This is a genomic window from Kitasatospora sp. DSM 101779, from assembly GCF_025655475.1.
Taxonomy (GTDB): Bacteria; Actinomycetota; Actinomycetes; order Streptomycetales; family Streptomycetaceae; genus Kitasatospora.
The window spans coordinates 3814164-3835916 of sequence record NZ_JAHTIK010000001.1; the positions used below are offsets into that span (position 1 = coordinate 3814164).

The window sequence follows — 21753 nt, forward strand, 5'->3', positions numbered from 1 at the left end:
GAGAGGCGCCGCCGTCGCCGGGCGCGGACCGGCCGCCGTTCCGCCCCCGGCCCGGCCCCGCTCCGGGCCGGGCGCCGTTCGGCACTGGGCCCGGGCGAGGCAGGCGGACTAGTCTGGGTCGGATGACCACCCAGCAGAGCGGACCGTCCCGTGCCCGGGCCGCCGCACCCCGCACGCTCGCCGAGGAGCTCCGCGCCCGCAGCGACGAGGCCCTCTCCGGGCTGCTGCGCGCACGACCCGACCTGCTGAACCCGGTGCCCGGGGATCTGACCCAGCTCTCCGCGCGGCTCTCCAGCCGGGCGTCGGCCCTGCGTGCCCTGGAGCGCCTCGACCGGTTCACCCTGCAGGTCGCCGAGGCGCTCGCCGCCGCGCCGGACGGCAGCAGCGACACCGTCGTCCGCAACCTGCTGGCCGGCCCGGCCCGGGTGAAGCCGCACCAGGGCGCCGAGCCGGTGGACCGGGCCGCGGTCACCGCCGCGCTGCCGGGCGCGCTGGAGACGCTCCGCGCCCGGGCGCTGCTGTGGGGGCCCGACTCGGCGCTGCGGCTGGTGCTGGCCGTCCGGGAGGCGCTGGCGCCGAGCGCCGCCAACCCCGGCCGGACGGGGCTCGGCCCGACGGTCGCCGAGGCCACCACGGGGATGTCGCCGGCCCGGCTGCAGGAGCTGCTGGCCGGGGCCGGGCTGCCGGCCACGCCCGACCCGGTGACGGCGGTGGCCGCACTGGCCGGGCTGTTCACCGACCGCAAGCGCTGTGCGGCGCTGCTGGAGCAGGCACCCGCGCCCGCGCTCGCCCTGCTGGACCGGCTGGTCTGGGGCCCGCCGACCGGCACCCTGCCGGACGCGGCCCGCCCGGTCACCGCCGAGCAGGCGCACACCCCGCTGGAGTGGCTGCTCGCCCGCGGCCTGCTGCTGCCGTCCGGCCCGGGCTCGGTGGTGCTGCCCAGGGAGCTCGCCCTGTACCTGCGCGGCGGGCGCAGCCACCGCGCGGTGGAGCCGGAACCGCCGGTCGTCGAGCCCGCCGCCGAGCGTGACCCGGCCGTGGTGGACGCCACCGCGGCCGGCCAGGCGTACACCGCGGTGCGGACCGTCGAGGAGCTGCTGGAGGGCTGGGGGCTGCAGCCGCCGCCCACCCTGCGGGCCGGCGGACTCGGTGTCCGCGACCTCAAGCGGGCCGCGCTCGCGCTGGACTGTTCGGAGCCGGTCGCCGCGTTCTGGCTGGAACTCGCCTACGGCGCCGGCCTGCTCGCCCCCGACGGTGAGGCGGACGAGCACTGGGCGCCCACCCCGGCGTACGACGGCTGGCTGCAGGACCCGGTCGCCGAGCGGTGGGAGGTGCTGGCACGGGGCTGGCTGGCCGCCACCCGGGTGGCCGGGCTGACCGGCAGCCCGGACGCCAAGGGCAGGCCGCGGGCGGCCCTCGGCCCGGAGCTCGACCGCACCCTGGCGCCGTCCGTCCGCCGGGCGGTGCTCGGGCTGCTGGCCGACCTGCCGCCGGGCGGCACGGCCGGGGCCGACCGGCTGATGCCGCCGCTTCGCTGGCAGCGTCCGCTGCGCGGCGGCGCCACCGGGCCGGACGGCCGCGACCTGCGCGAGCACCTCACCGACTGGACGCTGCAGGAGGCCGAGCTGCTCGGCATCACCGGCCGGGGGGCGATCTGCACGGCCGCCCGGGCGATGCTGGCGGGCGGCGACCCGGCGGCCGTCCTGGACAAGCTGCTGCCGCAGCCGCTGGACCACGTCATCCTGCAGCCCGACCTGACGGCGATCGCACCCGGGCCGCTGCTCACCCCGCTCTCCCAGGCGCTGTCGCTCTGCGCGGACATCGAGTCCAAGGGCGGGGCGACGGTCTACCGGTTCACCGCGGAGTCCGTGCGGCGGGCGCTGGACGCCGGCCGGACCGCCTCCGACCTGCACGCCTTCCTCGCGCAGCACTCCCGGACGCCGGTGCCCCAGCCGCTCGACTACCTGATCGACGACGTGGCGCGGCGGCACGGCGTGCTGCGGGCCGGTGCCGCCTCCTCGTACCTGCGCTGCGACGACCCGCAGCTGCTGAACGAGGTGCTGGCGGACCGCCGCGCCGCGGAACTGCGGCTGCGGCTGCTGGCGCCGACGGTGCTGGCCGCGCAGGCGCCGCCGGACACGCTGCTCACGGTGCTGCGGGCGATGGGCTACGCGCCGGCCGCGGAGTCCGCCGAGGGCGACGTGCTGATCACCCGTCCGGACAGCCGGCGCACCCCGCCGCGCAGCGCGCCCGTGCCCGTGCCGGACGGGCCGCCGCGCCCCGACGACGCACTGCTCGGTGCGGCGGTGAAGGCGATCAGGGCGGGGGACCGGGCGGCCACCGCCGTCCGCCGGGAGACGGTGGCCGGGCCGGCCGCGAACATGCCGCAGTCCGGCCCGGCCCGGACCGACCTGCGACAGCTGCCGCGCACCGCGGCCGCCGACACGCTGGCCGCGCTGCAGACCGCGGTGCTGCTCGGCGAGCGGATGTGGATCGGCTACATCAACGCCGAGGGCATCGCCTCGCAGCGGGTGGTCGACCCGGTGAAGGTGGAGGGCGGCTTCGTCACCGCGTACGACCACCACGCGGACGAGGTGCGGACCTTCGCCCTGCACCGGATCACCGGGGTGGCCGAGGTCGACGACCCGGCCTGAGGCCGCCGGGTCGCCCGTGCGCGCCGGGTCAGTGGCCCTGGGCGGCCTTGGCGTCCTGCTCGGCCTTCTGCTGCTTGGCCTGCTCCACGAAGGACTGCGGGTCGGGGATCTTGGGCTGCACCCCGGTCAGCAGGCCGGTCGCGGTGAACGCGGTGGCGCCCAGCAGGCCGCCGGGCTGACCGATGTCGGCGACCTGGTCGAGCCCGGGCTCGGCGGCCTGCGCGGGGCTCGCGCCGAGGACGGTGGCGAAGGCCGCGCCGGAGAGGGCGAGGCCGGCGAGGAGGCGGTTCGGCTTGTTCATGACCTGACCAACGAGTCCGCGGCCTCCCGGTCACCCGGCACCGCCCGGGTGCGGGACACTGGAAAGTCTGCGACACGACCACACGGAGGGTTGCCCGCGTGAACGACGGACCGCTCATCGTCCAGAGCGACAAGACGCTTCTGCTGGAGATCGACCACCCGAGAGCGGCGGACTGCCGGCGCGTGATCGCCCCGTTCGCCGAGCTGGAGCGCGCCCCGGAGCACGTGCACACCTACCGGGTGACTCCGCTCGGGCTGTGGAACGCCCGGGCGGCCGGCCACGACGCCGAGCAGGTGGTGGACGCGCTGGTCAGTTACTCGCGCTACCCGGTGCCGCACGCCCTGCTGGTGGACATCGCCGACACCATGGCCCGCTACGGCCGGCTGCAGCTGCAGAAGCACCCGGTGCACGGCCTCGTCCTCTCCACCACCGACCGGCCGGTGCTGGAGGAGGTGCTCCGCTCCAAGAAGATCGCCCCGCTGGTCGGCGCCCGGCTCGACCCGGACACCGTGGTCGTGCACCCCTCGGAGCGCGGCCAGATCAAGCAGGTGCTGCTGAAGCTCGGCTGGCCCGCCGAGGACCACGCCGGGTACGTCGACGGCGAGGCCCACCCGATCCACCTGGAGGAGGACGGCTGGCAGCTGCGGCCCTACCAGAAGCAGGCGGTCGAGGGCTTCTGGCACGGCGGCAGCGGCGTGGTGGTGCTGCCCTGCGGTGCGGGCAAGACGCTGGTGGGCGCGGCGGCGATGGCGGAGGCCAAGTCGACCACGCTGATCCTGGTCACCAACACCGTCTCGGCCCGGCAGTGGAAGCACGAGCTGGTGAAGCGCACCTCGCTGACCGAGGACGAGATCGGCGAGTACAGCGGCACCCGCAAGGAGATCCGACCGGTCACCATCGCCACCTACCAGGTGATGACCACCCGCCGGAAGGGCGTCTACCCGCACCTGGAGCTGTTCGACGCCCGCAACTGGGGCCTGGTGGTGTACGACGAGGTGCACCTGCTGCCGGCGCCGGTGTTCAAGTTCACCGCGGACCTGCAGGCCCGCCGCCGGCTGGGGCTGACGGCGACCCTGGTGCGTGAGGACGGCCGCGAGGGCGACGTGTTCTCGCTGATCGGCCCCAAGCGCTTCGACGCGCCGTGGAAGGAGATCGAGGCGCAGGGCTACATCGCCCCCGCGGACTGCGTCGAGGTGCGGGTGACGCTCTCCGACTCGGAGCGGCTGGCGTACGCGACCGCCGAGCCGGAGGAGCGGTACCGGTTCTGCTCGACCACGGCGACCAAGCGGCGGGTGGTGGAGTCGCTGGTCCGCAAGCACGAGAAGGACCAGACACTGATCATCGGTCAGTACATCGACCAGCTGGACGAGTTGGGCGAGGCGCTCGACGCCCCGGTGATCAAGGGCGAGACGACCAACGCGCAGCGCGAGAAGCTGTTCGACGCGTTCCGGAACAAGGAGATCTCCGTGCTGGTGGTCTCCAAGGTGGCGAACTTCTCGATCGACCTGCCGGAGGCCACCGTGGCCATCCAGGTGTCGGGGACGTTCGGCTCCCGCCAGGAGGAGGCGCAGCGGCTCGGCCGGGTGCTGCGGCCCAAGGCGGACGGGCACATGGCGCACTTCTACTCGGTCGTCGCCCGGGACACCGTGGACCAGGACTTCGCGGCGCACCGGCAGCGGTTCCTGGCCGAGCAGGGCTACGCGTACCGGATCGTCGACGCGGACGACATCTGAGCGGGGCCGGCGGCCGGGCTCGGGGTCGGGCTCGAACTCAGGGGCGAACCCGGGGTCGGGGTCGTACCCGGGGTCAGTAGGAGACGCCGTCGCGGCCGAGGAAGACCACCCGGGCGGCGGTGTCGATCATGATGCCGACGTTGCGGACGGCCTTCGCCACCGGGCCGCGGTGGCGGGGGCCGTCCTGGTCGGTGCGGTCGGCGGAGCGGCGGTCGGCAGTGTGCTGCGTTCTGTTCCTCATGCCTCCACCGTAGGTTTTCGGCCATCCGGGGGGCATCGGTCCGAAGTCCGTTTCCTCGGGTGGCCGGCGTCGTCCTCCAGGCGTACGGCAACCCCGAGGATCGGGGGTGGCGACCCTGAGGCCGGCCTTGGGCCGGAAGTGTGCGAAATGTTTGGTGCGGCCGCCGGGAGCCGTCTATGATCGCCGGTCTGCCCCCTCCCGAACCGTGGTGCCCCGTCGTGCGGCAGCCGGGGGAGGTCCGGCCGGTCGGCAACCGGCCGGTGTCCTTCTGCCGTGAGCTACCACCACGAGTCCGCTGCCCCCGCGCCCGCGTGCGCCGGCCGGGCAGCCGGGAAGGTTCGCCGTGCACTCCCCCACCACCGACGCCGCTGCCGCCGGCACCGATCCGCTGCGGCGCGAGCGCGACCACCTGGCCTCCTCTCGGGCCGCCCTGCGGGCCATGCGCGAGGACGTCGAGTCGCTGGACCTCCGTGACGTGACCGGCACCTGGGTGTCGGCCGCCGTCCTGCACAACCAGATCCAGCAGCGGATCGCCGCGCTGGCCGACCTGGCGCACACCCCGCTGTTCTTCGGCCGCCTCGACTACCTGCACGCGATCAGCGAGGAGCTCGCCGAGGGCGGCACCGGCGAGCGCTTCTACATCGGCCGGCGGCACGTGCACGACGCCAACGGCGACCCGATGGTGATCGACTGGCGGGCGCCCGTCTCGCAGCCGTTCTACCGGGCCAGCCGCAAGGACCCGATGGACGTCGAGCGGCGCCGCCGGTTCGGCTACACCTCGGGCGAACTGACGGCGTACGAGGACGAGCACCTGACCGATCCGGCCGAGGGCGAGACCCGTTCGGCACTGCTCGCGGCGGAGATCGAGAAGCCCCGTGTCGGCCCGATGCGCGACATCGTCGCCACCATCCAGCCCGAGCAGGACGAGATCGTCCGCGCCGACGTCGCGGGCACGGTCTGCGTCCAGGGCGCCCCGGGCACCGGGAAGACCGCCGTCGGCCTGCACCGTGTCGCCTACCTGCTGTACGCCCACCGGGAGCGCCTCGCCCGCACCGGCACCCTGGTGATCGGCCCGAACAGCTCCTTCCTGCAGTACATCGAGCAGGTGCTGCCCGCGCTCGGCGAGCTGGACGTCGCCCAGGCGACCGTGCAGCAGCTGGTGGGGCACGTGGAGGTGCGCGGTCAGGACCCCGCCGGGGCGGCCCTGGTGAAGGGCGACGCGCGGATGGCGGAGGTGCTGCGACGGGCGGTGCGCTCGGGCGTCACGCTGCCGACCGAGCCGTGCGTGGTCGTCCGCGGTGCCCGGCGCTGGCGCGTCCCGGCGTACGAACTCACCGAGATCATCGAGGAGCTGCAGAACCGGGAGATCCGCTACGGCGCCGCCGGTGAGGCGCTGCCGCAGCGGATCGCGCACGCCGTCCTGGTGAAGATGGAGCAGTCCGGGGAGGCGCCGGACGACCGGGTCCAGGACGCGGTGGCCCGCAACGCCGCCGTCAAGGCCGTGGTGAAGGCCTGCTGGCCGCCGGTCGACCCGGTGAAGCTGGTGCACCGGCTGCTGTCGGACGCCGAGTTCCTCGCGCGGTGCGCGGACGGCGTGCTGACCGAGGAGGAGCAGCGGGCGATCCGCTGGGAGAAGCCCGCCCGCTCGCCGAAGACCGCCCGCTGGTCGGCGGCCGACGCCGTCCTGGTGGACGAGGCCGCCGACCTGGTACAGCGCACCCCCTCGCTCGGTCACGTGGTCCTCGACGAGGCGCAGGACCTCTCGCCGATGCAGTACCGCGCGGTGGGCCGGCGCTGCTCGACCGGCTCGGCGACCGTCCTCGGCGACCTCGCCCAGGGCACCACGCCGTGGGCGACCACCGACTGGCCGGAGGCGCTGCACCACCTCGGCAAGGCGGGCGCGCACGTCGAGGAGCTCACCCAGGGCTTCCGGGTGCCGGAGGAGGTCATCGCGTACGCCTCGCGGCTGCTGCCGGCCATCGCGCCGGGGCTGGCGCCGGCGACCTCGGTGCGCGACGCCCCCGGGTCGCTGACGGTCCGCCGGGTGACCGGCGACCAGGTGGCGGAGGTCGTGGCGGCCTGCCGGACCGCCCTCGGCCACGAGGGTTCGACCGGCCTGATCGCCGCGGACGCCCGTGTCCCGCTCTTCGCGGAGGCGCTGGCCGCGGCCGGCCTGTCGTTCGTCGAGCCGGGCGTGGAGACCACCGCGGAGGCCCGGCTGACCCTGGTGCCGGCGTCGCTGGCCAAGGGCCTGGAGTACGACTACGTGGTGCTCGACGAGCCCGCCGAGGTGGTGGCGGGCGAGCCCGACGAGCGGACGGGGCTGCGGCGGCTGTACGTGGCGCTCACCCGGGCGGTCTCCGGACTGCAGGTGCTGCACTCGGCGCCGCTGCCGGCCCAGCTGGGCTGATCGCGCGGCACCGGCGGTCGGGCGTCAGGCGTCAGGCGTCAGGCGTCAGGCGTCAGGCGTCGGCCAGGGTGCGCCAGGCGGCCACCTTGGCCGGGTCGACCGGGGTCGTCCAGCCGTCCACCCGGGCGGCGCCGCCGATGTGGAAGGCGTCGAACCCGGCCGCCTTGAGCCCCGGCACGTGCTCGGCCCGCAGGCCGCCGCCGACCAGGATCCGCTGGGCGTAGCCGGGCTCGCCGGCCTTGGCGAGCTCGCCCTCCAGGACGCCCTGGCCGGCGTCGACGCCCGCCGGGGCGCCGGAGGTGAGGAAGGTGTCCAGGCCCGGCAGCGCGGCGACCGCGGCCCGGACCCCGGCCCGGTCGGCGCTGTGGTCGAGGGCGCGGTGGAAGGTCCACGGGCAGCCGGCCACGGCCTCGGCGACGGCCGCGGTGGCGGCCAGGTCGACCTCGCCCTGCGGGTCGAGGAAGCCGAACACGAACTCCTCGGCCCCCTCGGCGCGCAGCGCGGACGTCCGGACGAGCAGGTCGTCCAGGTCACCGGGGGTGAAGCCGTCACGGATGCGCAGCATCACGCGCAGCGGCAGGGAGACCGCCGCCCGGATCTCGGCGAAGTCGGCCACCGACGGGGTGAGCCCGTCCGCGGCCATGTCGGTGACCAGCTCCAGCCGGTCTGCGCCGCCGGACTCGGCGGCCCGGGCGTCCTGGGCGGTCAGCGCGATGACTTCGACAATTGGTCTAGACATATGCGTACCCTGCCACATGGGGGGCCCGCCGGGCGAGCCCCCCTCCCCGATCGGTCAGCCGACGGCCGGCGGCAGCTCCGCGGAACGGTCGCGGCGGACCAGCAGGGCGATGGACGCGGCCAGGCCGCCGGCGGCGACGAGCACCAGCTCCGACGAGCGCAGATAGCCGAACACCACGTACAGCTGCCCGAGGGTCTCGCCCGCCATCGCGGGCACCAGTGCCAGGACGACGGCGACCGGCAGGACGCGGCCGCGGGAGGCGGCCGCCAGACCGAGAGCGATCAGCGCCGCGGAGAGCAGCGGCGGCAGCAGAAACACCTCCGAGCCGCTGTGCAGGAGCGGGCTGAACTCGGAGTACAGCTCCAGCGAGGCGGCGGCGAGGACCGCGGCACCGAGCACCCGCCGGACGGACGGTCGGGGCAGCAGGTCGGGCGGCGCGGCCAGCACCAGGGCGGACCAGATCAGCGGCGGCAGGAGGGCCGAGCCCAGCCACACGACCGTGGCGACGCCAAACCGGGGGGAGGCCGGGCTCATCACATGGCCGATCCGCAGGCACGCCAGGCCGGCGACGCCGAGGACCACCGGCAGCACCAGGAGCCGGGCGGCGGCCCACCGGCCGGCGAGGCCCGCGGCGGCGGCCGCGAGCTGGCCGACGGCGACGAGCAGGAACAGCCACCTGTCGGCGCCGGGCACGGGCGCCCCCCACCGGTTCTCCAGCGCCAGCATCAGGAGGTCGGGGAGCACCGTCCCGGCGCCCGCCGCCAGGACCAGCGGTGCGGCGGCGGCCAGTAACCGCCCGCCGGGCGCGGCCGAGGTGAGCCCGGTCCGCAGCCGTAGGCCGTACCCGGCGATTCCGGCCAGTTCGCGGGCGGCGGCGAGGCGGCCGGCGCCGGCCGTGGTGTCCGCATAGACGGTGGAGAGCTCCGGACCGCGCTCGGCACGGTAGGCGGCGGGATACAGCCGCATCGCGGCGGTGAACGGACGTGTCGTCATGCGAAGGCCCCCCTGACCTTCGGGCTCGTCTTCGGGCCGGCGGCGGCCATCCGGCGCTCCGCCTCGGCCACCACGGCGCGCAGCCGCTCGGCCTCGGCGGCCAGCACCTGCCGGCCGGCGCCGGTGAGCGCGTAGCTGCGGCGGGCCCGGCCGTCGACGACCTCCTCACGGTCGACCTCGATCAGCCCCTGCTGCAACAGCCGGTCGAGGGCGCCGTAGAGGGTTCCGGTGCGCATCCGGACCCGGCCGCCGGAGATGGCGGCGATCTCCTGGATCAGGGCGTAGCCGTGCCGGGGCGCGTCCGCCAGCGCGGTGAGCAGGAGCAGCGTGGGCTCCTGCATGCTTCGTTCCGTCATGTCGACTACATATACCGGTCGCCGACATATGGTGTCCGGCGAATCGGCGAAAGGGCCGCGGGAGCAGAATGGACGTCATGACCGATGCGCTGCTCGACCGTTGGAACGAACTGCTGCGCCGCTGCGGGGCCGCGGTGGACCCGGTGCCGTACGGGCGGGATCTGCTGGACCGCTGGTCCGAGCCGCAGCGCAGGTACCACACGGTGGAGCACCTGGCCGCCGTCCTCGACCACGTGGACGCGCTGGCCGACCGGGCGCAGGACGCCGACGCGGTGCGGCTGGCCGCCTGGTTCCACGACGCGGTGTACCGCCCGGACCGCTCCGAGAACGAGGAGCGCAGCGCCCAACTGGCCGTCCGGGCGCTGCGCGAGGCCGGGCTGGCCGAGGAACTGGTCGCCGAGACGGCCCGGCTGGTGCGGCTGACGGCGGGTCACGGCTGCGAGCCGGGCGACCGGAACGGGGAGGTGCTCTGCGACGCGGACCTCGCGATCCTCGGCTCCGGTCCGGAGCGGTACGCGGCCTACACGGCGGCGGTCCGCGAGGAGTACGGCTTCGTCCCCGAGGAGGCGTTCCGGGCCGGGCGGGCGGCGATCCTGCGGCAGCTGCTGGAGCTGCCCGCGCTCTACCGCACGCCCGAGGCGCTGGCCCGGTTCGACGCGGCCGCCCGGGCCAACCTCGCGGAGGAACTCAGGAGGCTGGAGGACTGACCTTGCGGCGGCGCAGGCCGGCGGCGGTGAGCCGGGCGACCAGTTCCTTGCTGCCGACCGGCACGGCGCCGAGGGCGACGGCCCGCTCGTACCAGGCGGCCGGGATGTCGTAGTGGTCCCGCTCGAAGCCCTTCGCCGGGGCGCCGAGGAGCGCGGCGAAGGCGTGCAGTTCCTCGTAGCTGACGTCGCTGACCAGGTGGGACCAGAACTTGCCGTGGCCGGGCCAGGTCGGCGGGTCCACCAGGATCACGACAGCTCCCCGACCGGCGCCACCACCACGCCGCGCTTGCCGCAGACCCAGTGCGGATCGGGGCCGAGTTCGGGCTCCACGCTCAGCGCGTGCGGATCGTCCTCGGCGGCGCAGTCGGCGCACAGCGGCCAGCGCCCGTAGGCCTCCAGCAGGGCGTCCTGCACGTCCTGGGCGACCAGCCCGAGGACGAACCCGGTGCCGTCCGGCCACTGCTCCAGCCACCACCGCCGGTGCGTCACCGCGTCCTCCACCAGCGACACCACCGCCGCGTCCGCCACGTCCCGGGCGGTCAGGTCGGCGAGGATCAGCGCACGGGCAGTGTGCAGGGCGGCTTCGATCTCAGAACTGGCCATCCGCCCATTCTCCCGCAGCTCACTTGCCGACCGGGAACCCCTCCGTGCCCAGATCGATCGCGAACGGCGCGGGCAGGGCGACCGGCCGCCCGAACGGCGTGCGGACTCCCCGCTGGTACCGCCCCCGGTCCGGCTCGGAGAGCAACGTGACGGTCGGCCCCTCACCGTCGAACCGGTCGACCTGCAGGAAGAGCGGGACGGGGGCGTGGGCATAGCCCCGGAGCTTTTCGGTACGAACCAGCTCTGCCGTGCCGGGCGAGGCGACCTCGACGGCGATCATCAGGTCGGCGGTGCCCGGAACATCTCCGGCTGTCACCGCAAGTACGGCCAGGTCCGGGACGTAGAGCGCCTCCAGCACCGCGATCTCGACGGCGTACGTCGAATGGGTGCGGACCCCGGCCGGCCGGCCCGCCGACAGTGTCCGACGGACGCGCCTCGACGATCGCGCTGTGCCCAGGTCCTGGCGGAGGTACGAGCCGGATCAATCCGTCGCCGATCTCGGCGCGCCGGCCCTCGGGGACCTCCGTCTCCTGCCGGCTGATCACCCTGTAGTCCCACGGCCAGTCCGTCACGTGAATGCCCTCGTCCGTCGCCGGTGCTCCGCGTACGACGGTAGGAGCACCTCGACCGGCCGGTTCTGGTCACGGCCACCCGGTCGCACGAGCGAGTGATCGGCGCGGGAATGCCGCGAGGGCGGCCTCCCCGTGTGGGGAGACCGCCCTCGCGGACGTTCCGGGCTGCTGATCCTCGGGAGGATCAGAAGTCCATGTCACCGCCCGGCATGCCGCCGCCGGCGGCCGCGGAGGCCTTCTCCGGCTTGTCGGCGATGACGGCCTCGGTGGTGAGGAAGAGCGCCGCGATGGAGGCGGCGTTCTGCAGCGCGGAGCGGGTGACCTTGGCCGGGTCGATGATGCCCGCGGCGATGAGGTCGACGTACTCGTTGCTGGCGGCGTTCAGGCCGTGGCCGGCGGGGAGGTTGCGCACCTTCTCCACCACGACGCCGCCCTCGAGGCCGGCGTTGGTCGCGATCTGCTTGATCGGGGCCTCGAGCGCCACGCGGACGATGTTGGCACCGGTGGCCTCGTCGCCCTCCAGCTCCAGCTTGTCGAAGGCGACACCGGCCTGCAGCAGCGCGACGCCACCACCGGCGACGATGCCCTCCTCGACGGCGGCCTTCGCGTTGCGGACGGCGTCCTCGATGCGGTGCTTGCGCTCCTTGAGCTCGACCTCGGTGGCCGCGCCGGCCTTGATGACGGCCACGCCGCCGGCCAGCTTGGCGAGGCGCTCCTGGAGCTTCTCGCGGTCGTAGTCCGAGTCGCTGTTCTCGATCTCGGCGCGGATCTGGTTCACCCGGCCGGCGACCTGCTCGCTGTCGCCGCCACCGTCGACGATGGTGGTCTCGTCCTTGGTGATGACCACCTTGCGGGCGGTGCCCAGCAGGTCGAGGCCCGCGTTCTCCAGCTTGAGGCCGACCTCCTCGGAGATGACCGTGCCGCCGGTGAGGATGGCGATGTCGCCGAGCATGGCCTTGCGGCGGTCGCCGAAGCCCGGGGCCTTGACGGCGACGGACTTGAAGGTGCCGCGGATCTTGTTCACGACCAGGGTCGACAGGGCCTCGCCCTCGACGTCCTCGGCGATGATGACGAGCGGCTTGCCGCTCTGCATGACCTTCTCGAGCAGCGGGAGGAGGTCCTTGACCGAGGAGATCTTGGAGTTGGCGATGAGGATGTAGGGGTCCTCGAACGAGGTCTCCATCCGCTCCAGGTCGGTGGCGAAGTAGGCGGAGATGTAGCCCTTGTCGAAGCGCATGCCCTCGGTGAGCTCGAGCTCCAGGCCGAAGGTGTTGCTCTCCTCGACGGTGATGACGCCTTCCTTGCCGACCTTGTCCATGGCCTCGGCGATGAGCTCGCCGATCTGGGTGTCGGCGGCCGAGATGGAGGCGGTGGAGGCGATCTGCTCCTTGGTCTCGACGTCCTTGGCCTGGGCCAGCAGCTGGTCGGAGACGGCGGAGACGGCCTTCTCGATGCCGCGCTTCAGGGCCATCGGGTTGGCGCCGGCGGCGACGTTGCGCAGACCCTCGCGGACGAGCGCCTGGGCGAGCACGGTGGCGGTGGTGGTGCCGTCACCCGCGACGTCGTCGGTCTTCTTGGCGACCTCCTTGACGAGCTCCGCGCCGATCTTCTCGTACGGGTCCTCGAGCTCGATCTCCTTGGCGATGGAGACGCCGTCGTTGGTGATCGTGGGGGCGCCCCACTTCTTCTCAAGGACGACGTTGCGACCCTTGGGGCCGAGCGTGACCTTGACGGCGTCGGCAAGCTGGTTCATGCCGCGCTCAAGGCCGCGGCGAGCTTCCTCATCAAAAGCGATGATCTTGGCCATCTGAAGTGGTCCTCCGGGACACGGTCGACTGCTCGGACCAGAGGTGCCCGCGACGGACGGCCCTGTGAGCGGGGGTCCTTTCCCCTACCGCTCGCCGGGGCCTCACCGACCCGGTCCGCTTGTCACTCTCAAGCTGTGAGTGCTAACGCCAATGATTAGCACTCACCGGTGGCGAGTGCAAGCCCGTTCGCCGTGTCCCCGCGGACCGGCCGCACCGGTTCCGGACACGGCGCAGGCCCGTACGACGTGTCGTACGGGCCTGACGCGAAGAAATCGCCGACCAGCTCGTGACGAGCCGAGGGCTCCGCAGGTTTCGAAGCTCAGCCCGCGGCGGCACGAACCATGTCCGCCTGCGGCCCCTTCTGTCCCTGGGAGATCTCGAACTCGACCCGCTGGCCCTCCTCGAGGGTGCGGTAGCCGTCCATCTGGATCGCGCTGTAGTGGACGAACACGTCCGCACCACCGTCGACCGCGATGAAGCCGTAGCCCTTCTCCGCGTTGAACCACTTGACGGTGCCCTGAGCCATTCCGAACTCCCCTTGTGCTGTGCTGGCCATTCACGGGTCCGCAGTCTTTGCGGGCCCAGGTCCGGTGGGCCGGCCCGAGGGAACCCCCCCTGGGCGCAGCCGCGCACGCCGCAGACCACCGGCCGGGGCCCTTCTCGGGCCCGTCGGACGGGTGAATGCGTCGACCGCGGCTGAATGTATCCGGACAGGTGCCCTGTGCAACAGGCCCAACTTCGGGGAAATCGAGGGCCTCGACAAGGGATATGACGGGATGAAAGCCGCAGATCTCGGCATTTCACGCCGGACATAACGGGCAGAAAACGACATGTCGCCGCATGAATTCTGACACTTGCCTGACAGGTTCGCCTGCGTGCCGTCCGTGCCCCGTCTCAGCGGGCGGACGTGCGGGCGATCGGCACCGAATCCTTGCGCACACGATCCGACCGGCCCGGCCGGGATGTGCAATTCCAGGTATTACCGCTGATCAGGACGGGCGGCGCGGAGGGGAGTACGGCCGCCGGTCCGAACTCTACTCCCCGTCAGGCGGTCGAATTGCACCCGGCACGGCGAGAGCCGCCGCCTGGACCGGAAAATAGGGTTCCGGTCCAGGCGGCGGCTCTCCGCGGGAAGGATGCCGGGCTCAGCAGCCGCCGGCCACCGCGGGGATGATCGACACCGTGGCGCCGTCCTTGATCGCGGTCTCCAGGCCCTCGGCGAAGCGGACGTCGTCGTCGTTCACGTAGACGTTCACGAACCGGCGGAGCTTGCCGGCGTCGTCCAGGATGCGCGCGGAGATGCCGGTGTGGTTCTGCTCCAGGTCCGCGACGACGGCGGCCAGGGTGTCGCCCTCGGCGGTGACCTCGGCCGCACCGCCGGTGTAGGTGCGCAGGATGGTCGGGATGCGGACGGTGGCGCTCATGGGGTTGCTCCTTGGCGGAAGGGGTGGGCTGCTCAGGCGAGGCCGGCGGCGCGGAAGGACTCCAGCGTCGGGCGGATGGTGGCGGTCAGTCCGGCGTCGGCGACCGCGTCGAGGGTCTTCAGGCCGTCACCGGTGTTGATGGCGACGGTCTCCTTCGACGGGTCCAGCTGCCCGGTCTCGACCAGCTTCTTGAGGACGCCGACGGTCACGCCGCCCGCGGTCTCCGCGAAGATGCCCTCGGTGCGCGCCAGCAGCTTGATGGCGGCCACCACCTCGGCGTCGGTGACGTCCTCGACCGCGCCGCCGGTGCGGCGGGCGATGTCGAGCACGTACGGTCCGTCGGCAGGGTTGCCGATCGCCAGGGACTTGGCGATGGTGTGCGGCTTGACCGGGCGGATCACGTCGCGGCCGGCCTTGAAGGCGGCGGAGACCGGCGAGCAGCCCTCGGCCTGGGCCCCGAAGATCCGGTACGGCCGGTCCTCGACCAGGCCGAGCTTGATCAGCTCCTGCAGACCCTTGTCGATCTTGGTGAGCTGGGAGCCGGAGGCGATCGGGATCACGATCTGCTCGGGCAGCCGCCAGCCGAGCTGCTCGCAGATCTCGTAGGCCAGCGTCTTGGATCCCTCGCCGTAGTACGGGCGGAGGTTGACGTTGACGAAGCCCCAGCCCTCGCCGGCCGGGTCGCCGATCAGCTCGGAGCAGAAACGGTTCACGTCGTCGTAGTTGCCGTCGATGCCGACCAGGGCGCCACCGTACACGCCGGCCATGACGATCTTGCCCTGCTCCAGGTCGTGCGGGATGAACACGCAGGACTTGAAACCGGCCCGGGCGGCGGCCGCGCCCACCGCGCCGGCCAGGTTGCCGGTGGAGGAGCAGGAGAGCGTGGTGAAGTCGAAGGCGCGGGCGGCCTCGATCGCACAGGCCACCACGCGGTCCTTGAAGGAGTGCGTGGGGTTGCCCGAGTCGTCCTTGACGTGCAGCTGGGCGGTGAAGCCGAGCTCGCGGCCCAGGTTGTCCGCCTTGACCAGCGGGGTCCAGCCCGGGTTGAGGTTCGGCTTGCCGGCCACGTCGGCGGGCACCGGCAGCAGCGGTGCGTAGCGCCAGATGCTGGCCGGGCCGGCCTCGATGCGCTTGCGGAGCTCGTCCGCGTCGTAGCCGCTGTAGTCGTAGGCGATCTCCAGCGGGCCGAAGCACTCCAGGCACGCGAAGCTCGGGCCGAGCGGGAAGCGGGTGCCGCACTCGCGACAGGAAAGGGCTGCGGCCGGACCGAGGTCGACGGTGGCAGCGGGTGCAGGGGTAGCGGTAGCCATGCTGGCGGAGGCCTCTCTCCTCATCTTCCCCGCGGCGCGGTTGCGCCACAGGCCGGAATTGGCACCTGTCCCGCGGGGGGCCTGCGACCGCCGCTGCGAGAAGGTTGCCGGGACGTCGACGGGCCGTTCCCTCAGTCCCTCTGGATGAGCTCTGTGAAGTTGTGTGTTGTCCGCTGCGGCGACCCCGGCGTGCGAAGGCTTCACCGCAGTACGAAGACTGTATCCGAAGGCCCCGGCGCCGAAAGGCGGCGTCCGATCCGCGAGATGGAAGTTACGAGGAGCGAGACCGTGACCGAGCAGCCCCGTCCCGACGTCCTCCCCGAGGTCGCGTCCTGGCTGCGTCGCCGCTCCTGGGCGGCGGCCGACTTCCCGGTGGAGCGGCTGATCGCCGCCAAGCGGGCGGCGGGGAGCGCCGGAACGGTCAGCGTGGTGCTGCCCGCCCTCGACGAGGAACCCACCGTCGGGGAGATCGTCGCCACCGTCCGCAGCGAGTTGATGGAGCGTCATCCGCTGGTCGACGAACTGGTGGTGGTGGACTCCGGCTCGGTCGACCGGACGGCCGAGACCGCCCGGTCGGCGGGCGCCCGAGTGGTGCACCGGGACGACATCCTGCCCCGGCTGCCGGCCGCCCCCGGCAAGGGCGAGGTGCTCTGGCGGTCGCTGCTGGCGACCTCAGGCGCGATCGTCTGCTTCGTCGACGCCGACCTGCGCGAGTTCGACCCGGCCTTCGTCACCGGGATCGTCGGCCCACTGCTCACCGACCCCGCGCTGGAGCTGGTCAAGGCGATGTACGACCGGCCGCTGGAGACCGGGGGCGCGGTGGTGCCGGCCGGCGGCGGGCGGGTCACCGAACTGGTCGCCCGGCCGCTGATCAACCTGCACTGGCCCCAGCTGTCCGGCTTCGTCCAGCCGCTCGGCGGCGAGTACGCGGCCCGCCGCACGCTGCTGGAGCGGCTGCCCTTCCCGACCGGGTACGGGGTGGAGCTCGGCCTGCTGGTGGACGCCCTGGAGGCGGTCGGGCTGGACGCGCTGGCCCAGGTCGACGTCGGCGTCCGGCACCACCGCCACCAGGACGGACAGGCCCTCGGGCGGATGGCCGCCACGATCTACCGGACGGCCCTGGAGCGGCTCGACCGCACCCACCGGCTGAAGGCCGGCGAGGATCTGGTGCACCCGCTGCTCACCCAGTTCAGCCGCGATCCGGGCACCCGGGGCTTCACCGCGCACACCCACGAGGTGACCGCCCTGGAGCGCCCGCCGATGCGCACGGTGCCGGAGTACACCGGGCGCTGAGCGGGCCCGCGGACCCGCGGACCCGCCGAATGGTTTGCCGCACCGATCGCGCGGCAAGCTAGGGGATATGGCCGATCTCGCGTTCGAACGTACGCAGCAGTCTGGCGCCGCCCCCGTCCTGGTGGCCTCGAACCGCGGCCCGGTGTCCTTCAGCAGCGGGGACGACGGCGCGCTCACCCTGAAGAGAGGCGGCGGCGGCCTGGTGTCCGGGCTCTCCGCGATCGACGACCCCTCGGCGGTCTGGGTCTGCGCCGCCCTCGGCGACGCCGACCGGCAGGCCTCCCGGCAGGCCCCGAACGGCCGGCTCGACCTGGCCGGCCACGACGTCGGCGGACAGGCCGTCCGGATGCTGGACATCGAGCCCGGCACCTTCGCCCGCGCCTACAACGGCATCGCCAACTCCACCCTGTGGTTCGTCCACCACCTGCTGTACGACACCCCGGTCACCCCGGTCTTCGACGACCGCTTCCGCCGCGAGTGGGAGTCCTACACCGCGTACAACGCCGCCTTCGCCGAGGCCCTGGCCGCCGAGGCCGCACCGGGCGCCGCCGTGCTGGTGCAGGACTACCACCTCTCGCTCGCCCCGGCGCTGCTCCGCGCGCTCCGCCCGGACCTGCGGATCGGGCACTTCTCGCACACCCCGTGGGCCCCGCCGGAGTACTACCGGCTGCTGCCCGACGACGTCGCCGCCGAGGTGCTCACCGGCATCCTGGGCGCCGACCGGGCCGGCTTCCTCACCGAACGCTGGGCGCTCGCCTTCGCCGACTGCTGCGAGGCCGTGCTCGGGGCCGAGGTGGACCGCGCGGCCCGCACCGTCACCCACGCCGGACGCACCACCCGGCTGGGCGTGCACGGGCTCGGCGCGGACGCCGACTTCCTGCGCGAACGCGCGCACCGGTCGGACGTGGACGCCCGGCTGGCCGCACTGCGCGAGGCGGTGGGCGACCGGAGGACGATCGTCCGGGTCGACCGCACCGAACTCAGCAAGAACATCGTCCGTGGCCTGCTCGCCTACCGGCACCTGCTGCGCAGCCGGCCCGAGTGGCAGGACAAGGTGGTGCACATCGCCTTCGCCTACCCCTCCCGGCACGACCTGCCCGAGTACCGCGAGTACACCGCGGCGGTGCAGCGGATCGCCCGCGAGATCAACGACGAGTTCGCCACGCCCGACTGGCAGCCGCTGATCCTGCACGTCAACGACGACTTCCCGCGGTCGCTGGCGGCCTACCGGCTGGCGGACGTGGCCCTGGTCAACCCGATCCGGGACGGCATGAACCTGGTCGCCAAGGAGATCCCCGTGGTCTCCGACGCGGGCTGCGCCCTGGTGCTCTCCCGGGAGGCCGGCGCCTTCGCCGAACTCGCCGACGACGCGATCACCGTCAACCCGTACGACGTGATCGCCACCGCGGAGGCGCTGCACCGCGGGCTGACCATGCCCGCGGAGGAGCGCACCGACCGCACCAAGCGGCTCGCCGCCGCAGCCACCGCACTGCCCCCGCAGCAGTGGTTCCTCGACCAGCTGAACGCCCTCGGCTGAGAGACGACCCATGAGGAGCACCGGGGGCACCGCGCCGGGGGCACCGCGCCGGGTGCCGCCGGCGCCCCTGGTGTGGTGCCCGTCTCAGGCTTGAGTGCCGAGTTCCTCGGCGAGGGCCGCGAGCAGGTCCATCAGGCCGGCCGGGCCCGGGACGACCAGGTCCGCCCGGTCGGCCAGCTCGCGCACCCGCGCCTCGCCGGTGGTCGGGCCGCTGCACACCAGCAGGCCGGGCAGGCCCTCCGCGCGGCGCTTCTCGACCGCGGCGAAGGCGGCGAGGTCGCCGAGGTCGTCTCCGGCGTAGAGCACCGTGCGGGCGGAGTGCTCGGCGAGGAAGGCCTCCAGTGCACCGCCCTTGTCGACGCCGGGCGGGCGCAGCTCCAGCACGAAGCGGCCGGGCTCGACGACCAGCCCGTGCTCGGCGGCGAACGCGGCCAGCGGGGCGCGCAGCCGGTCCATCGCGGGCTGCGGCTCGGCGGTGCGGCGGGTGTGCACGGCGAGGGCGCGGCCCTTGTCCTCCGTCCAGGTGCCCTCGGGGGCGCCCTCGCGGGTCAGCAGGTCGGGCAGCGCGGTACGGGCGGCGGCGACGCCGGCGGGGGGTTCGGGGGCGGTGAGCTCCCCGGTGTGCGCGTCCCAGCGTTCGGCGCCGTACTGCCCGAGCACGGTCAGGTGCTCCAGTCCGGGGACGCCGTCGAAGCCGCCGTAGGCCACCGCGTCGGCGGCGGGGCGGCCGGTGACCACGGCGACGGCGCCGACCCGGGGCGCCAGCGCGGAGAGCACGGCGGCCGCCCGGGGGTGGGCGCGGGCGGCGGTCGGGTCGGCGACGATCGGTGCCAGCGTGCCGTCGAAGTCGAGGGCCACCACGGCCTCGCCGGGTGCGGCCAGCAGTGCCGCCAGACCGTCCCGCCCGGCGGCCGTGCTCGGAGTGAACTGCTCAGGAATGCCCATGTCCGGGACGGTACCCAGGCTCGGGCGCCGGACACCGTCAGCGTTCGGCGCGCCGCCGCTCGCGGATCCGGCGCAGCCGGTTGACCAGCACCGGGTCGGCGGCCAGCGCCTCGGGATTGTCCAGCAGGGCGTTGAGCAGCTGGTAGTAGCGGGTCGCGGAGATGTCGAGCTCGGCGCGGATCGCCCGTTCCTTGGCGCCGGCCGTGCGCCAGGGCCGGGCCTCCAGGGCGAGCACCGCGCGGTCCCGCTCGGTCAGGGCTGCCATCGTCCACCTCCTCTTACGAGGTGTCATTCTGCCCGCCCGGTGCGACACACTCTGCCCGCCCCGGTGCCGGGTCCGGCCCGGCTAGCGTCGGTCCATGACCTTCGCACTGCACATTCCCGACGCCGAGCTCGAGCCGGAGCCGCTCGACCCCGACCAGATCGTCGCCGGCACGCCCGAGGTGACCGGCAGGGTGCTGTGGTCCTCGCCGGACGGCCGGCAGCTGCGCGGCCTGTGGCAGATCACCCCGGGCACGGTGACCGACACCGAGGCGGACGAGCTGTTCGTGGTGGTGAGCGGCCGGGCCACCATCGAGGTCGAGGGCGGACCCGTCCTGGAGGTGGGTCCGGGCGACGCGGCCGTGCTGCACGCGGGCGACCGCACCACCTGGACGGTGCACGAGACGCTCCGCAAGGCGTACGCGATCACCCTGCCCTGAGCGCGGGCCGAACCGGGCCCGCGGCCCGTCCTCAGCGCCGGCTGCGGCCCGCCTCGGTGGCCGCGGCGGCCTGCAGGGCGGCGAGCGCGTCGTTGCCATCGCGCTTCACCGCGGCGCCGATCTGCTGCTTGACCAGGCCGCTGACCTTGTCCCAGGACGGGTCGCCGTAGGGGTAGAAGTTGGCGGTCGGCAGGGCGTTGAGGAACTCGGTGAGGTCGCGGTGGCGGCCGCTGCCGGTCATCTCGGTGCGGGTCTCCTGGGTGACCGGCAGCAGGTTGTACTGCTCGTCGAAGGCGAGCTGGTTGTCGGTGCGGTAGAGGAAGCCGAGGAACTTCTTGATCTCGGTCCGGTGGCCGTTGGCCTTGAAGGCCATCATCCAGTCGGCGACGCCGAAGGTGGCCGGCTTGACCGTGGCGTCCTTGCGCGGGATCGCCGCCGTGCCGTAGTCGATCTTCGCGGCGGTGGCCTTGGCGACCAGCCCGGGGTGGCCGTTGAGCATCGCGACCTTGCCGGCGGCGAAGTCGTTGAAGACGGTCTTGCGGTCGGTCGCGGCCGGATCGGCGTAGGTGAGGTGCTTCTCGACCAGGTTGGTGCGCAGCCAGGCGAAGGTGGCCCGGTTCTGCGGGGAGTCGAAGGTGTAGTTGCCGGCGTTGTCGGCGAGGCCGCCGCCGCCGCCCATGGCCCAGATCATGGATTCGGCCTGGGCCTCCTCGGGCCCGAGCGGCAGCCCGTACGGGGTGACGCCGGGCACCTTGGCCTTGATCAGCTCGGCGTCGTGGCGGAGCTCGTCCCAGGTGGTGGGCGGGGCGGTGATGCCGGCCTTGGCGAAGACGGCCTTGTTGTAGAAGAAGACCCGGGTCGAGGCGACGAACGGGATGCCGTACTGGCTGCCGAGCACCTGGCCGGCGCGCGAGAACGCGTCGATCATGCCGGCCTGGGTGTCGATGGAGAGGACGTCGGTGGCCGGGTAGAGCCGGTCGGCGGCGACCTGGTCGGCGAAGCCGCCGGTCTGCACGAGGTCCGGGGTGCGGCCGGAGGCGAGCAGGCTCGCGACCCGCTTGTCGATGTCGTTCCAGCTCTGCAGGTCGAGCTCGACCGTGATGCCGGGGTTGGCCTCCTCGAAGCGGCCGATCACGTCGCCCCAGAAGTGCGCCGTGCTGTTGGCCTCGCTGTCGCCGTAGTCGGCGGCGACCAGGCGCAGCGTGACGTCGCCGCCGCCCCCGCCGGAGTCGAGGGTGCCGCACCCGGTGGCGAGGACGAGGACGAGTGCGGGCGCCAGGACGCGACAGACGCGGAGCGGGTTCGTGCGGGTGAGGGTGTTCACGCGGGGACCGCCTTCGGAAGGGGAAGCTGCGCCACCCTCCCAAGCGCCCGCGCATGTGGTCCAGACCGGTTCGCGCGGTAGTTATCGAAGTGTCAGATGTCG

General features: G+C 73.5%; 22 protein-coding genes and 1 riboswitch. Of the genes, 7 read left to right on the plus strand and 15 right to left on the minus strand.

Going from position 1 to position 21753, the window contains the following annotated elements; genetic code table 11:
- The first annotated feature begins 122 nt into the window (after positions 1–122).
- Positions 123–2654, plus strand: coding sequence for a helicase C-terminal domain-containing protein (locus KSNIM_RS17205; protein WP_263104094.1), 2532 nt, complete (start codon positions 123–125; stop codon positions 2652–2654).
- 28 nt (positions 2655–2682) lie between these two features.
- Here the strand turns inward: KSNIM_RS17205 and KSNIM_RS17210 are convergent, their stop codons facing one another.
- Positions 2683–2955, minus strand: coding sequence for a hypothetical protein (locus KSNIM_RS17210; protein ID WP_263104095.1), 273 nt, complete (start codon positions 2953–2955; stop codon positions 2683–2685).
- Positions 2956–3053: 98 nt separating this feature from the next.
- Between KSNIM_RS17210 and KSNIM_RS17215 the strand changes: the two genes are divergently transcribed.
- The gene (locus KSNIM_RS17215; protein ID WP_263104096.1) at positions 3054–4688 is read left to right on the plus strand and encodes a DNA repair helicase XPB; all 1635 of its coding nucleotides are present in this window, start codon (positions 3054–3056) and stop codon (positions 4686–4688) included.
- Positions 4689–4761: 73 nt separating this feature from the next.
- On the opposite strand, the gene KSNIM_RS17220 is transcribed toward KSNIM_RS17215, so the two are convergent.
- Positions 4762–4929, minus strand: coding sequence for a hypothetical protein (locus KSNIM_RS17220; RefSeq protein ID WP_263104097.1), 168 nt, complete (start codon positions 4927–4929; stop codon positions 4762–4764).
- Positions 4930–5272: 343 nt separating this feature from the next.
- Between KSNIM_RS17220 and KSNIM_RS17225 the strand changes: the two genes are divergently transcribed.
- The gene (locus KSNIM_RS17225) at positions 5273–7339 is read left to right on the plus strand and encodes a HelD family protein (RefSeq protein WP_263104098.1); all 2067 of its coding nucleotides are present in this window, start codon (positions 5273–5275) and stop codon (positions 7337–7339) included.
- A 52-nt stretch (positions 7340–7391) separates the two neighbouring features.
- Here KSNIM_RS17225 and KSNIM_RS17230 read toward each other — a convergent pair whose 3' ends face one another.
- From KSNIM_RS17230 to KSNIM_RS17240, 3 genes are read right to left on the minus strand one after another with little or no spacing between them, the layout of a single operon-like run.
- The gene (locus KSNIM_RS17230) at positions 7392–8078 is read right to left on the minus strand and encodes a copper homeostasis protein CutC (RefSeq protein WP_263104099.1); all 687 of its coding nucleotides are present in this window, start codon (positions 8076–8078) and stop codon (positions 7392–7394) included.
- Positions 8079–8132: 54 nt separating this feature from the next.
- Positions 8133–9071, minus strand: coding sequence for a hypothetical protein (locus KSNIM_RS17235; RefSeq protein WP_263104100.1), 939 nt, complete (start codon positions 9069–9071; stop codon positions 8133–8135).
- Positions 9068–9427, minus strand: a complete 360-nt coding sequence (locus tag KSNIM_RS17240; protein WP_263104101.1) for a PadR family transcriptional regulator — start codon at positions 9425–9427, stop codon at positions 9068–9070. Before KSNIM_RS17240 ends, KSNIM_RS17235 begins: the two co-directional genes overlap by 4 nt.
- Positions 9428–9495: 68 nt before the next feature.
- Here KSNIM_RS17240 and KSNIM_RS17245 point away from each other — a divergent pair, with 68 nt between their 5' ends.
- Positions 9496–10134 carry a hypothetical protein gene (locus KSNIM_RS17245; protein ID WP_411543731.1) on the plus strand — a complete coding sequence of 213 codons (639 nt, stop codon included), beginning with the start codon at positions 9496–9498 and terminating at the stop codon, positions 10132–10134.
- Here the strand turns inward: KSNIM_RS17245 and KSNIM_RS17250 are convergent.
- The 7 genes from KSNIM_RS17250 to thrC all read right to left on the minus strand — a co-directional run bounded on the left by KSNIM_RS17250 (position 10115) and on the right by thrC (position 15851).
- Positions 10115–10384 carry a DUF4031 domain-containing protein gene (locus KSNIM_RS17250; RefSeq protein ID WP_263104103.1) on the minus strand — a complete coding sequence of 90 codons (270 nt, stop codon included), beginning with the start codon at positions 10382–10384 and terminating at the stop codon, positions 10115–10117. The two genes, KSNIM_RS17245 and KSNIM_RS17250, sit on opposite strands and share 20 nt — an antisense overlap.
- The gene (locus tag KSNIM_RS17255; RefSeq protein WP_263104105.1) at positions 10381–10737 is read right to left on the minus strand and encodes a hypothetical protein; all 357 of its coding nucleotides are present in this window, start codon (positions 10735–10737) and stop codon (positions 10381–10383) included. The genes KSNIM_RS17250 and KSNIM_RS17255 overlap by 4 nt, the downstream gene beginning before the upstream one ends.
- A gap of 19 nt (positions 10738–10756) precedes the next feature.
- Complete coding sequence (locus KSNIM_RS17260) at positions 10757–11095, minus strand: Uma2 family endonuclease (protein ID WP_263104106.1); 339 nt, start codon at positions 11093–11095, stop codon at positions 10757–10759.
- A gap of 398 nt (positions 11096–11493) precedes the next feature.
- The gene (gene groL, locus KSNIM_RS17265; RefSeq protein ID WP_263104107.1) at positions 11494–13116 is read right to left on the minus strand and encodes a chaperonin GroEL; all 1623 of its coding nucleotides are present in this window, start codon (positions 13114–13116) and stop codon (positions 11494–11496) included.
- A gap of 320 nt (positions 13117–13436) precedes the next feature.
- The gene (locus KSNIM_RS17270; RefSeq protein ID WP_030235075.1) at positions 13437–13643 is read right to left on the minus strand and encodes a cold-shock protein; all 207 of its coding nucleotides are present in this window, start codon (positions 13641–13643) and stop codon (positions 13437–13439) included.
- A 619-nt stretch (positions 13644–14262) separates the two neighbouring features.
- A complete protein-coding gene (locus tag KSNIM_RS17275; RefSeq protein WP_095873584.1) occupies positions 14263–14541 on the minus strand; it encodes a MoaD/ThiS family protein in 279 nt (92 codons plus the stop codon).
- Positions 14542–14573: 32 nt separating this feature from the next.
- Positions 14574–15851 carry a threonine synthase gene (gene thrC / locus KSNIM_RS17280; RefSeq protein WP_263104108.1) on the minus strand — a complete coding sequence of 426 codons (1278 nt, stop codon included), beginning with the start codon at positions 15849–15851 and terminating at the stop codon, positions 14574–14576.
- 17 nt (positions 15852–15868) lie between these two features.
- Positions 15869–16002, minus strand: a riboswitch (SAM riboswitch).
- A 137-nt stretch (positions 16003–16139) separates the two neighbouring features.
- On the opposite strand from thrC, the gene KSNIM_RS17285 reads away from it, so the two are divergent.
- Both KSNIM_RS17285 and KSNIM_RS17290 read left to right on the plus strand, forming a co-directional pair.
- On the plus strand, positions 16140–17144 hold the full coding sequence (locus tag KSNIM_RS17285; protein ID WP_263104109.1) for a glucosyl-3-phosphoglycerate synthase: 1005 nt from the start codon (positions 16140–16142) through the stop codon (positions 17142–17144).
- 67 nt (positions 17145–17211) lie between these two features.
- Positions 17212–18681 (plus strand): trehalose-6-phosphate synthase, encoded by a 1470-nt coding sequence (locus KSNIM_RS17290; RefSeq protein ID WP_263104110.1) that lies wholly within the window; start codon positions 17212–17214, stop codon positions 18679–18681.
- An 84-nt stretch (positions 18682–18765) separates the two neighbouring features.
- On the opposite strand, the gene otsB is transcribed toward KSNIM_RS17290, so the two are convergent.
- Both otsB and KSNIM_RS17300 read right to left on the minus strand, forming a co-directional pair.
- Positions 18766–19626: a trehalose-phosphatase gene (gene otsB, locus KSNIM_RS17295; protein ID WP_263104111.1), complete on the minus strand. Its 861-nt coding sequence runs from the start codon at positions 19624–19626 to the stop codon at positions 18766–18768.
- A 37-nt stretch (positions 19627–19663) separates the two neighbouring features.
- Entirely contained in the window at positions 19664–19891 is a 228-nt protein-coding gene (locus KSNIM_RS17300; RefSeq protein WP_030268825.1) for a DUF3263 domain-containing protein, read from the minus strand.
- 94 nt (positions 19892–19985) lie between these two features.
- Between KSNIM_RS17300 and KSNIM_RS17305 the strand changes: the two genes are divergently transcribed.
- Positions 19986–20327: a cupin domain-containing protein gene (locus KSNIM_RS17305; protein ID WP_263104112.1), complete on the plus strand. Its 342-nt coding sequence runs from the start codon at positions 19986–19988 to the stop codon at positions 20325–20327.
- 31 nt (positions 20328–20358) lie between these two features.
- On the opposite strand, the gene KSNIM_RS17310 is transcribed toward KSNIM_RS17305, so the two are convergent.
- Complete coding sequence (locus KSNIM_RS17310; protein WP_263104113.1) at positions 20359–21651, minus strand: extracellular solute-binding protein; 1293 nt, start codon at positions 21649–21651, stop codon at positions 20359–20361.
- Between the last annotated feature and the right edge of the window lie 102 nt (positions 21652–21753).

Excerpts from the sequence above, each read along its gene's own strand:
- KSNIM_RS17205 (WP_263104094.1), top strand. The coding sequence starts at position 123 with ATGACCACCCAGCAGAGCGGACCGTCCCGTGCCCGGGCCGCCGCACCC.
- KSNIM_RS17210 (WP_263104095.1), bottom strand. The coding sequence starts at position 2,955 with ATGAACAAGCCGAACCGCCTCCTCGCCGGCCTCGCCCTCTCCGGCGCG.
- KSNIM_RS17220 (WP_263104097.1), bottom strand. The coding sequence starts at position 4,929 with ATGAGGAACAGAACGCAGCACACTGCCGACCGCCGCTCCGCCGACCGC.
- KSNIM_RS17230 (WP_263104099.1), bottom strand. The coding sequence starts at position 8,078 with ATGTCTAGACCAATTGTCGAAGTCATCGCGCTGACCGCCCAGGACGCC.
- KSNIM_RS17235 (WP_263104100.1), bottom strand. The coding sequence starts at position 9,071 with ATGACGACACGTCCGTTCACCGCCGCGATGCGGCTGTATCCCGCCGCC.
- KSNIM_RS17240 (WP_263104101.1), bottom strand. The coding sequence starts at position 9,427 with ATGACGGAACGAAGCATGCAGGAGCCCACGCTGCTCCTGCTCACCGCG.
- KSNIM_RS17245 (WP_411543731.1), top strand. The coding sequence starts at position 9,496 with ATGGACGTCATGACCGATGCGCTGCTCGACCGTTGGAACGAACTGCTG.
- KSNIM_RS17255 (WP_263104105.1), bottom strand. The coding sequence starts at position 10,737 with ATGGCCAGTTCTGAGATCGAAGCCGCCCTGCACACTGCCCGTGCGCTG.
- groL (WP_263104107.1), bottom strand. The coding sequence starts at position 13,116 with ATGGCCAAGATCATCGCTTTTGATGAGGAAGCTCGCCGCGGCCTTGAG.
- KSNIM_RS17270 (WP_030235075.1), bottom strand. The coding sequence starts at position 13,643 with ATGGCTCAGGGCACCGTCAAGTGGTTCAACGCGGAGAAGGGCTACGGC.
- KSNIM_RS17275 (WP_095873584.1), bottom strand. The coding sequence starts at position 14,541 with ATGAGCGCCACCGTCCGCATCCCGACCATCCTGCGCACCTACACCGGC.
- thrC (WP_263104108.1), bottom strand. The coding sequence starts at position 15,851 with ATGGCTACCGCTACCCCTGCACCCGCTGCCACCGTCGACCTCGGTCCG.
- KSNIM_RS17290 (WP_263104110.1), top strand. The coding sequence starts at position 17,212 with ATGGCCGATCTCGCGTTCGAACGTACGCAGCAGTCTGGCGCCGCCCCC.
- otsB (WP_263104111.1), bottom strand. The coding sequence starts at position 19,626 with ATGGGCATTCCTGAGCAGTTCACTCCGAGCACGGCCGCCGGGCGGGAC.
- KSNIM_RS17300 (WP_030268825.1), bottom strand. The coding sequence starts at position 19,891 with ATGGCAGCCCTGACCGAGCGGGACCGCGCGGTGCTCGCCCTGGAGGCC.
- KSNIM_RS17305 (WP_263104112.1), top strand. The coding sequence starts at position 19,986 with ATGACCTTCGCACTGCACATTCCCGACGCCGAGCTCGAGCCGGAGCCG.